General features: G+C 62.1%; 7 protein-coding genes. 3 read left to right on the forward strand and 4 right to left on the reverse strand.

The features are described from left to right. Positions 1-99: 99 nt before the first annotated feature. Both EJA72_RS14050 and EJA72_RS14055 read right to left on the reverse strand, forming a co-directional pair. Complete coding sequence (locus EJA72_RS14050; RefSeq protein ID WP_157712044.1) at positions 100-1,098, reverse strand: NAD(P)H-quinone oxidoreductase; 999 nt, start codon at positions 1,096-1,098, stop codon at positions 100-102. Between the two features lie 41 nt (positions 1,099-1,139). Then, positions 1,140-2,381: a YbfB/YjiJ family MFS transporter gene (locus EJA72_RS14055; protein ID WP_256679696.1), complete on the reverse strand. Its 1,242-nt coding sequence runs from the start codon at positions 2,379-2,381 to the stop codon at positions 1,140-1,142. 113 nt (positions 2,382-2,494) lie between these two features. Between EJA72_RS14055 and EJA72_RS14060 the strand changes: the two genes are divergently transcribed. Next, positions 2,495-3,370, forward strand: a complete 876-nt coding sequence (locus tag EJA72_RS14060) for a LysR family transcriptional regulator (protein ID WP_157712045.1) — start codon at positions 2,495-2,497, stop codon at positions 3,368-3,370. A 145-nt stretch (positions 3,371-3,515) separates the two neighbouring features. On the opposite strand, the gene EJA72_RS14065 is transcribed toward EJA72_RS14060, so the two are convergent. After that, entirely contained in the window at positions 3,516-4,238 is a 723-nt protein-coding gene (locus EJA72_RS14065) for a pirin family protein (protein ID WP_157712046.1), read from the reverse strand. Between the two features lie 284 nt (positions 4,239-4,522). Between EJA72_RS14065 and EJA72_RS14070 the strand changes: the two genes are divergently transcribed. Together EJA72_RS14070 and EJA72_RS14075 are read left to right on the forward strand one after the other, a co-directional pair. Continuing rightward, on the forward strand, positions 4,523-5,473 hold the full coding sequence (locus EJA72_RS14070; RefSeq protein ID WP_157712047.1) for a GlxA family transcriptional regulator: 951 nt from the start codon (positions 4,523-4,525) through the stop codon (positions 5,471-5,473). A 178-nt stretch (positions 5,474-5,651) separates the two neighbouring features. Continuing rightward, entirely contained in the window at positions 5,652-7,136 is a 1,485-nt protein-coding gene (locus tag EJA72_RS14075; RefSeq protein WP_157712048.1) for a winged helix-turn-helix domain-containing protein, read from the forward strand. Here the strand turns inward: EJA72_RS14075 and EJA72_RS14080 are convergent. Then, a complete protein-coding gene (locus EJA72_RS14080; RefSeq protein WP_157712049.1) occupies positions 7,101-9,902 on the reverse strand; it encodes a winged helix-turn-helix domain-containing protein in 2,802 nt (933 codons plus the stop codon). The genes EJA72_RS14075 and EJA72_RS14080 overlap by 36 nt on opposite strands. Between the last annotated feature and the right edge of the window lie 342 nt (positions 9,903-10,244).

The following is a 10,244-nucleotide window of genomic DNA, read 5'->3' on the forward strand; positions in this document are numbered from 1 at the left end:
TGCTCGCGAAGGTGTGTCAATTGACAACGATGTAGCTGACACACCATCGCGAGCAAGCTCGCTCCTACAGTGGATTTTTGCGTGGCCGGGGATCGTGAATCAATCCACCTGCAACACAATCTTGCCGATGTGATCACCCGCTTCCATCCGCGCATGGGCCTGTGACGCGTCGGTGTACGGATAGACCTTGTCGATCATCGGCAGGCAACGACCGGCAGCGAGCACGGGCCAGACAAACTCGCGCAGTTGCTCGGCAATCGAGGCTTTTTCTTCCTGCGTGCGTGGGCGCAACAGCGAGCCGGTGATGATCGCGCGCTTGGCCATGATCCCCAGCAGGTCGACGTCGTTGGCGCGGGCACCACCGAGAAAGCCCAGCATCACCAGTCGACCTTCCATGCCCAACGCCGCAATGTTCTGATTCAGGTAAGAGCCGCCCATGATGTCGAGAATGACGTTGACGCCTTTACCGGCGGTTTTTTCCTGGATGACCTGGACGAAATCCTGATCGCGGTAGTTGATCGCCTCGGCCCCCAGCTTGCGGATCGCCGCGCATTTTTCCTCGCTGCCCGCCGTGGCAAAAGCCTTGACCCCGAATTCGCGGCACAACATCAGCGCGGTAGTGCCGATGCCGCTGGTGCCGCCGTGAATCAGTGCGCGCTGGCCTTTGCTGGCGCCGCCCATGTCGAACAGGTTGGCCCACACCGTGAAGAAGGTTTCCGGGATGGCGGCCGCGTGCACCCAGTCCATGCCGGCAGGAATCGGCAGGGTCTGGCTGGCCGGGGCGACGCAATACTGTGCGTAGCCACCGCCATTGGTCAGGGCGCACACCTTGTCACCGACAATGAATTCACTGACGCCGGCGCCAATGGCCACCACTTCACCGGCCACCTCCAGCCCGGGGATCGGGCTCATGCCGGGTCTCATCGGGTATTTGCCGGCGCGTTGAATCACGTCGGGACGGTTGACCCCGGCGGCGTGCACGCGGATCAGCACTTCGCCAGCGCCGGCGGTGGGCATCGGTTCCTGGCGCGGCTTCAAGACTTCAGGGCCGCCGGGCTCGGTGATTTCAATCAGGGTCATGGTTTGGGGCAGAGTCATGTCGGAGTCCTGTTCAAAGGCAGTCATCAGTTGGGACAGTATCAAAGAGTCGGTGATTCAGTGCGTGGCGCGAATCCCTGTGGGAGCGAGCAGGCACTTGTATTCGGAATCAAGCGCATCGCCTGTTCCAGCAGCAATGCAACCACAATGGCACCGGCCGCGATGATGAACAACAACGCGTGATGCCCGCCACTGACATTGAACAATGCCGAGTAGGCAAAGCCTGCAATCGCTTGAAACGTGGCGAAGGACACCGTGGCGCGGCTCCAGGCGATTTGCTGCTGGTGATGGTTCGGGATCAGTTCATGCACCCGTGCCAGTGCCAGCGGCACGATGCCCGGCGGGAACGAACCGAGGATCACCGCCAGCAACGCCAGTGCTGCAAAGGAACTTGAAATCGACAACAGGCCCACGGCAATCGCCTGCACCACCAGCACCAGGCGGATGCTCAGCTTCGCACCCAGTTGGTCGGCCAGAAAACCATAACTCACCGGCCCGATGATCGCGCCGAGGCCGTACATCACCCAAATCAGCGCACCGACGTGCGAACCGGCACCGAGGCCACGGGCCACGTAGTCCACCAGGAACACCATGGCTGGCACGAGCCCGGCGGCCATGAATGCGTATTGGGCGAACAGCAGGTAAACCGCGGGGTCAGTGGGCGTCCGGTTTTTTTCTACCGGGAGCCCCGCCGTTTCATGGTGAACATCAGAAGGCCAACCGAACCAGCTCACCGCAGTCAACATCAACGCCAGCAGCCCAAGCCCGAACCACGTTTGCTGCAAACCGAGGCTCAGCAGTGGCGGAACGATTGTCCCCGACCCGGCAATGCCCAGGCCAATCCCCAGGAAAATCGCGCCACTGGCCAGGCCTCGGCGGGCTGCCGGCACATGGGGTAATACCGTCGCGGCCACCAGCACCATGATCGCGCCGCCGGCCACACCCGAGAGCAGGCGCCAGCCGAAGAACCAGCTCACCGACAACGGAAAGCCGCAGGCGAAAAACGACAGGGTCACGGCCAGCATCATCAGGCGCAGGGCGGTTTTGTTCGACGTGCGATGGGCCAGCGGCCGGCCAATCAGCGCGCCGATCAAATAACCCACGAGATTGGCGGCGCCGAGGTACACCACGTCGCTGGCGGAAAACCAGTGCGCCTGGATCAACGACGGAATCAACGGCGTATACGCAAACCGCGCCAGGCCGATGCTGACGAGGCTGGCGCAGAGGCCGGCAAGGATCGGCAACCAGATCGCGCTGGGCGGGGGGGGCGATGTGCTGTGCATGGGAAATGTCCTGTGAGGTTTCACGCTGGCCACCAGACTATCGTGGTTTGCTGATGCGCCAGCGCAGCGATTTCGCGCTATGGTGATGCATATCTGCATGGGTGGAGGTTCGAATGAATTGGGATGACGCGCGGGTATTTCTGGCGGTGTGCCGAGAGTCGACGCTGCGGGGGGCGGCACGGGTTCTAGGGGTCGATCAGGCGACGGTCGGACGCAGGATCAACGCACTGGAGAAGTCGTTGAGTGCAACGCTGTTTCTGCGCACGTCCGAGGGCTATGCCCTGACCGCATCGGGCGAGGCAGCACTCGCCGCCGTGGAGAAAATGGAGCACGGCGCGCTGGAGCTCGAGCGGCAGATTCAAGGGCTGGATGATCGATTGACCGGCACCGTGCGGGTCAGCACTACCGACTCGCTGGCCATCGATTTTCTGATCCCGGCGATTGCGCATCTGCATCAACAGCATCCGGAGGTGCGGGTACAGCTTGACGCGACCACACAGATTCTCAGCCTGGCGAAACGCGAAGCCGACATCGCCGTGCGCAATACCCGGCCAGACAATCCAGACCTGATTGCCCGACGCATCGCGCGGTGGCCGGTGGGGCTGTTTGCTTCTCGGGACTACGTGGACGCCCACGGCACGCCGGAGCCGGGCTCGGCGTTCGAGGGGCATGACCTGGTGGTGTATCAACCGTATTTGCAAAGCAACAAGGAGATGACGCTGGTCTCGGAACCGCTGACGCGTGGACGGATTGTCGCGAGCCTGAGTTCGAGCCTGCTGGTGCGTCGATCGATTGCGGCGGGTATCGGGCTGGGGGAAATTCCGGTGTACATGGGGGAGAGGGATGGTCTGGTTCGGTTGTGGCCGACACGCACGCGGCCGGCGCCTTACGACATCTGGCTGGTCACCCACGCGGACCTGCGGCATACCGCCAGGGTCCGTGCGGTGATTAATCAAATTGTCGCGGTGTTTTCCGGTACCGGCGAGTGAAACGCGAACCCTGTAGGAGCGAGCTTGCTCGCGATGAATTTGGATGCGACGCGTGTTTTCAGGTAGCACGCGTCATCGTTCACGAACATCGCGAGCAAGCTCGCTCCTACAGGGAAGCCGGGCGTCAGCGGCTACACGTATTGCGTTATGGCATTTCCGGCAGTTCTTGCGGCCGCAGGTCGAACACCAGCACTTCTGCATCCACGCCGTTGCTCAACGTCAGCACCTGCTCCTTGCGCACCCGCACACCATCGCCTTCCTGCAACGGCACGCCGTTGAGCTCGACGCTACCGCTGGCGACATGCACATAGGCAAAGCGGTTGGCGGCCAGTTCGAGGGTGGCGCTTTCCTTGCCGTCGATCAGCGCGGCGTAGACCCGTGCATCCTGACGCACCTTCAGCGAACCCTTATCGCCGTCGGGCGAGATGATCAGTTGCAGGCGCCCGCGTTTCTTTTGCGTGCTGAAGTGCTCTTGCTGGTAACGCGGTTTGGCGCCGCTGACTTCCGGCACGATCCAGATTTGCAGGAAGTGCACCGGCCGCGTGGCCGAGTGGTTGTATTCGCTGTGCGCCACGCCGCTGCCGGCGCTCATCAGTTGCACGTCACCGGGGCGGATCACCGAACCAGTGCCCAGGGTATCTTTGTGTTCCAGCGCGCCTTCCAGCACGTAGGAGAAAATCTCCATGTCGCGGTGCGGGTGCTGGCCAAAGCCTTTGCCGGCGGCCACGCGGTCATCGTTGATCACCAGCAGGTCGGAAAAACCCTGCTCTTTCGGATTGCGGTAATTGGCGAAGGAAAAGGTATGGAACGACTTCAACCAACCGTGATTGGCCGCACCGCGATCCGAGGCTTTGCGAAGGGTCAGCATGATGAAATCTCCTGTGGGGACGTTGATTCGTCCGAGTGAGGAGAAGGTTAATGTTTATCGATGGGTGCAATAAGTAGATGGAAATTGAAATACTGTCCCGCTGAGGTTGACAGTAATGTGCGGTCGATCACGAATTCAAATCCAACGTTAACGCCACTCTTGGCCATAATGCACAGCACGCCTGAATGCTGTGCACGTACCCCGTAGGAGCCGAGCTTGCTCGGCTCCTACGGGGTTTGGTGTTTTGCCAGTGATCCCTTTTTTGACTTCAGTGATTTGAACCCATGAAAACCGTGGCAATGGTGCTCTTTCCGGATTTTCTTCTGCTCGACATGGCCGGCCCCATGGAAGTGTTTTCCATCGCCAACCGCTACCTGCCATCCGCCGAGCGTTATGAACTGTCGACCATCGGCACCGAACACGGCGCGCTACGGGCGTCCAACGGTGTCAGCGTTCACGCCGATCTGCACATCGACCAGGCGGATCACGGCTACGACCTGTTGCTGATCCCGGGCGGTCCCGGTGCGTACAACGAAAAACCGCCGCAATTGCTCGCCTGGCTCAAAGATGCCGTCCCCCGGTCCAAGCGATACGGTTCGATCTGCACCGGGGCCTTCGTGCTGGGGCACGCCGGTTTGCTCGACGGTTACCGCGTCACCACGCACTGGCATTACACCGAACGGTTGATCAAAGGGTTTCCCGGGGCGACCGTCGAGACCGATCAGATTTACGTCCAGGACCGCAATCTCATCACTTCTGGCGGCGTTACCGCCGGCATCGACCTGGCGCTGGCGGTGGTGGCCGAAGACCACGGCAAGAAGGTCGCCCAGGACGTGGCCAAAGTGCTGTTGGTGGTGATGAAACGTCAGGGCGGGCAGGCGCAGTTCAGCCCGTTGATGGCCACCGTCGCGCCCCATGAAACGCCCGTGACCCGGGTCCAGAACCACGTGCTTGAACACCTCGATAAAGCCTTCACCATCGAATGCATGGCCGGCCTGGCGAACATGAGTGCACGACACTTTTCGCGAGTGTTTGCCCGGGAAGTGAGCATGACGCCGATGGAATTCCTCCAGAGCGCACGCATCGATTGCGCCAGAAATCTGTTGGAAACCAGCGACTTGCCGCTCAAGACCGTGGCCTTCAAAAGTGGCTTCGGCAGTGTGCGGCACATGCGCTTCCTGTTCAGTGAAAAGCTCGGGTTGACCCCCTCCCAGTACCGCGAACAGTTCAGCTAGAGCGGTTTTGTCCGTTGCGCGCACCGTGATGGCCGTGTTGCTCCCCTTGTGGTTGTTGTTACGTCATGGAGGCCTGCCAAGATACCCGTGAACTCTTTGCAATGGAGGTGCGCGAGTCTGGCGCGCAATGGAGCTTGCTGTCCCTTGAGTCGCCCCGGGTTTGCGCACGCGAATGTGCATGAACAGTGTCAGAGATTTAAACAGCGATACGGTGCTGCAATTTGGCCCGTACGCGCTCCACCTGCGGCAACGGCTGATCCTGGACGGTGATCGGCCGCTGCGCATGGGCGGGCGGGCCCTGGATATTTTGCAGGTGCTGGTCCAGCGCGCAGGCGCCGTGGTCAGCAAGGACGAGCTGATTGCACTCGTTTGGCCGACGTCCGTGGTCGAAGAAATCAACCTGCGGGTGCACATCGCTGCGCTGCGCCGCGCATTGGGTGACGGACAGAACGGGCAGCGTTACATCGTCAACATTCCCCAGCGCGGTTACAGCTTTATCGCGCCAGTGCTGCGGGTGCCCGCGTGCACAGTGTCCTCCATCGAAACCGTGCACAAGCCTCAGCACAACCTGCCGGCGCGGCTGACCCCGGTGACCGGGCGAGATTCGGTCGTCGGCAGCCTGGTCCGGCAGCTGCCGGTCTGGCGCCAGATGACCCTGGTCGGACCTGGCGGCATCGGCAAGACCACCGTTGCATTGCGAGTGGCCGAGCTGCTGTTGCAACACTACCGGGACGGCGTCTGGCTGGTGGACCTGGCGGTGATCGATGACCCGGCGCAAGTGCTCGATCATTTGTTGCGCACCCTTGAACAAGATGCCGGAACGTCACTGGACGCGTTGGCGCATTGGCACGCGTTGCTGGTGCTGGATAACTGCGAACATCTGCACGAGCGCTGTCGAGATCTGATCGAGGAACTGCTGGCGTTCGCGCCCCGGCTGTCAATCCTCGCCACCAGTCGCGAGCCTTTGCACGCGGCGGGGGAAACGGTCCTGCGGCTGCCGGCATTGGCAGTGCCGCCCCTGTCAGCGTTGCACAGTGTCACCGAAACCATGGGGTATTCGGCGGTGCAATTGTTTGTCAGTCGCGCCCGTGCCCGCCAGCAAGGTTTCTCCCTGCGCGTGCAGGATCTCAATGCCGTTCGTGAAATCTGTCGGCGGCTCGATGGTTTGCCGCTGGCCATCGAGCTGGCGGCGACGCAAATCGATGCGCTGGCGCTGATGGGGTTGCAAGCCCAGCTCGATAACTGTTTTCAGCTGCTGACCCAGGGGCGACGTACTGCCGTGCCTCGGCATCAGACCCTCAAGGCTGCATTGGACTGGAGTTATGAACGGTTGGATACGCTGGAGCAAACTGTGTTGCAGCGCCTCTCGGTGTTCAAAATGGCCTTCACCCTGGACGCCGCGATTGGCGTGCTGAGTTGCGCGGCGCTGTCGCCCGCTCGCCTGGCGGACGTACTGGAAAGTCTGGTGCGGAAATCGCTGCTGTCCCTGGACCCGGCCAGCGGCGTGACCCGCTACCGCTTTCTCAATACCACCCGCCGCTATGCGCTGGAGAAACTCGCCCGCAGTGGCGGTGTGTGGGCCCTGGAAATGCGCTATGCCCGGTACATCAGCCGGGCGCGATGGACGTCAGACGGGCAGTTGACGCTGCAACTCGTCGAGTAACCGCCGGACCTTGATAAGGTCCGGCGTGGCATGGCCCTCGGTGAACCGGGCGTAAATCGGCGCCAGCAGGGCGTGGGCTTCTTGGTAACGACCCTGACCCTGCCAAAGCTGTGCCAGGGAGGTGGCGCTGCGCAGTTCCCAGGCCAAGGCTCCCTGATGTTGTGCCACGTTCAACGACCTGACCAATACGGCTTCGGCGGCGTCGGTTTTCAGCGGGCAATCTTCTGCGATAAGCCCATCGGCCCGGGCTCGCAAAATTTCAGCGGTGCTCCAGCCGGCCTGGCCGGTGTCGGCGCGCAGCAGCAGGTCATCGTCGACGAAAGCCCCGTCCAAAGTGACCATGATTTCCTTGATCAGCCCCGCGCCCGGCGGAGTCGCCTGCACAGGGTCGCCGTCAATCACCTGGGCATACTGCTGGGCCCAAGTGTAGAACAGCAGCACCGAGTGTTTTTGCGCTTGTTCCAGTAACAGGCGCAAGAGTTCGCGAGCGGTCCGGGTGTCGCCGTTGTAATGGGCGATCAGGCAGCCGGCCAGCGCCAGGGTGTAGCAGATGGACGTGCCGTGGTTGATCTGCAGCGCGATGTCCAGCGCCTGTCGCGCGGTGCGCCAGGCCTGTTCCGGCTGGCCCTGTATCCACAGGATGCGCGCCAGAATCGTCAGGGCCGCCACGCTTTGATCGTACTGCACGCCAAAGCCGTGGGTGAAGCGGTTGAGGTGACCGCTCTGGGCCATGCGCTGGATGACTTCTTCAGCATGGGTACGGGCGAGGCGTTGATTGCCGGCGAAGTGCAGCGCCAGCACGCGCAGGCGATGGGTGCTCAACGACAGCACCGCGTCGCCGTCCAGCCCGAGCCGGTCGAACAGTTGGCTCTGCTCCAACGCCATTTGATAGTTGCCGCAACTGAGGTTGACCGCCATGTGCCCGGAGACCGCCCGCAGTTGCCCGGCCAGGTCGTTGTTGTGTCTGGCCAGGGTTCTGGCGCAGACGAAGGCTTCGATGGTTTCGGCGCTGCCGCCCTGGGTGTGATAGCAGGAACTGCCGAGGGCCAGCTTGAGCGCCATTTTCAGGCGAGGGCAGGGCTCGGGGGACGCGTCGAGCAGCGCCAGCGCCCTGCGCACATACACGCCATGTTCCTTGAGCAGCGACAGCTCCTGCCACAACGGCGTGGACGTGGCCGCCAACCGGATCGCCAATGCCTGCGGCCCTTGAACGCGCAAACCCCATTCAAGGGCTGAGCGAATGTCTTCAAGACCACGGGCATAGCGCTCGATCCACAGGCCGGTCGGGATGTTTTCCCAATCGATCTGCGCTTGATGCATCAGCGCCAGGCATCGCTGGATATGCCGCTCACGGGTGCCCGGCAAGTCGGCTGCCTGATCGAGTTTTTCCATCGCATAACTGCGGGTGGTATCGAGCAGGCGGTAGAACACTTCTTCGTCGCCGACCTCGACGTTCAACAGCGACTTGGCCACCAGTTGGGTGATCGAACCGAATACCTCGTTGGGCTCGATGTGCTCACCGACGATGACGGCCGCGGCCGACTCCAGCGTGAACCCTCCACGGAAGACACCCAAGCGACGCAGGCAGGTTTGTTCACACGGGCTGAGCAGTTCGTAGCTCCAGTCCAGCGTGGCGCGCAGGGTCTGATGCCGCCCCGGCGTGGTCTGGAAACCTTGGGTGAGCAGGCGAAAGCTGCCTTGGAGTTGGGCCAGCAACCCGCTCAGGCCAAAGTGGCCGACTTGTGCGGCGGCCAGTTCAATCGCCAGGGGAATGCCGTCCAGGCGGTGGCAGATTTCAATCAGCAGCGGCAGTTCTTCATCGCTCAGTTCGAAACTGTCGTGGCTGGCCATCGCGCGCTCGACGAACAGTTGCAGCGCGGAAAAGCTCAGCGCCTGCGTGCGGTCCAGCACCGCGATGGGCGGCGGGCAGTCCAGCGATTCAAGGCGCTGGACGTATTCGCCTTCGGCTCGCAGGCTCTCGCGGCTGGTGGCCAGGATGTGCACGTCTGGGGCCGCGCGCAGCAAGCGTTCGCACAGCACCGCAATGGCGTCGACCAGGTGTTCGCAGTTGTCGATCACCAGCAGCATCTGCCGGTCGCGCAGTAACCCCGCAAAGCCGCTGATCGTTTCGGCGTCATGCAAAGACAGATCCAGCAGCGTGGCCAGATGCGCGGTGATCATCGCGGGGTCGTTGAGCGGCGCCAGGTCCAGCAGGCGAATGCCGTCCCGGTAGCGCCCGATCAGGCGCTCGGCGACGCGCAGGGCCACGGTGGTCTTGCCGATGCCGCCGGGCCCGACCAGGGTGATGAAGCGCTGGCGTGCGAGTTGGGTGACGAGGTTGTCGACCAGCAGCTGGCGCCCGATCATGCGCGTGCGCCGGACCGGCAGGTTGTGTATGCCGGGCTTCGAAGCTTCGGTCTCGGGAGGTTGCTCGATTTGCTCCAGCGAGTAAGGCGCAACAAAGCTGTACCCGCGCTGGGCCACGGTGACGATGTAACGCTGGCCGGCCTGGCCATCGCCCAGCGCCTTGCGCAGCGCAGCCATGTGCACCCGCAGATTGATGTCTTCCACCACGCTGTTGGGCCAGACCCCGGCGATCAGCTGTTGCTTGCTGACCACTTCCCCGGCGTGTTCCAGCAGGATCAACAGGATGCCCATGGCGCGTCGGCCGAGCCGCAAGGGCTGGTCGGCTTCCATCACCAGACGTTGTCCGGGAAAGATCCGGTAAGGACCGAAATGGATGGCCTGTTCGGGGGAAAGGGTCAACGGGTTACTCCTGCCTGCATCCGTCTAGTACGCGGTTTCCGAGCATATTCCTCAGGTTTTTCCATCAACGCAACGAGGGCTGGGGTGACTGTCGGGTGTTCACTGCGACTGTCGGTACCCGGCGCTCATCGCAAGTCTCGTGTTTATAGGGGCCTACGGTAGCAAAGCAGGGGTTGAGGCATTTGGTGCGCGATTGAAAATTAACAACGTTTAACTCGTCGTGGGTCTGGTCTACGCCCAAAACTCTGGTTCTTCAACTTCCACCGGTCGGTCACTGTGACAAACCTGTAGGAGCGAGCCTGCTCGCGATGGCGGTGTGTCAGTCACCAACGATGTTGAATG

The organism is Pseudomonas sp. PB120 (genome assembly GCF_009761815.1).
GTDB lineage: Bacteria > Pseudomonadota > Gammaproteobacteria > Pseudomonadales > Pseudomonadaceae > Aquipseudomonas.

What these genes read in the sequence shown, in the direction of transcription:
- EJA72_RS14060 (WP_157712045.1), top strand. Translation starts at nt 2,495, where the DNA reads ATGAATTGGGATGACGCGCGGGTATTTCTGGCGGTGTGCCGAGAGTCG.
- EJA72_RS14070 (WP_157712047.1), top strand. Translation starts at nt 4,523, where the DNA reads ATGAAAACCGTGGCAATGGTGCTCTTTCCGGATTTTCTTCTGCTCGAC.
- EJA72_RS14065 (WP_157712046.1), bottom strand. Translation starts at nt 4,238, where the DNA reads ATGCTGACCCTTCGCAAAGCCTCGGATCGCGGTGCGGCCAATCACGGT.
- EJA72_RS14050 (WP_157712044.1), bottom strand. Translation starts at nt 1,098, where the DNA reads ATGACTCTGCCCCAAACCATGACCCTGATTGAAATCACCGAGCCCGGC.
- EJA72_RS14055 (WP_256679696.1), bottom strand. Translation starts at nt 2,381, where the DNA reads ATGCACAGCACATCGCCCCCCCCGCCCAGCGCGATCTGGTTGCCGATC.
- EJA72_RS14075 (WP_157712048.1), top strand. Translation starts at nt 5,652, where the DNA reads ATGAACAGTGTCAGAGATTTAAACAGCGATACGGTGCTGCAATTTGGC.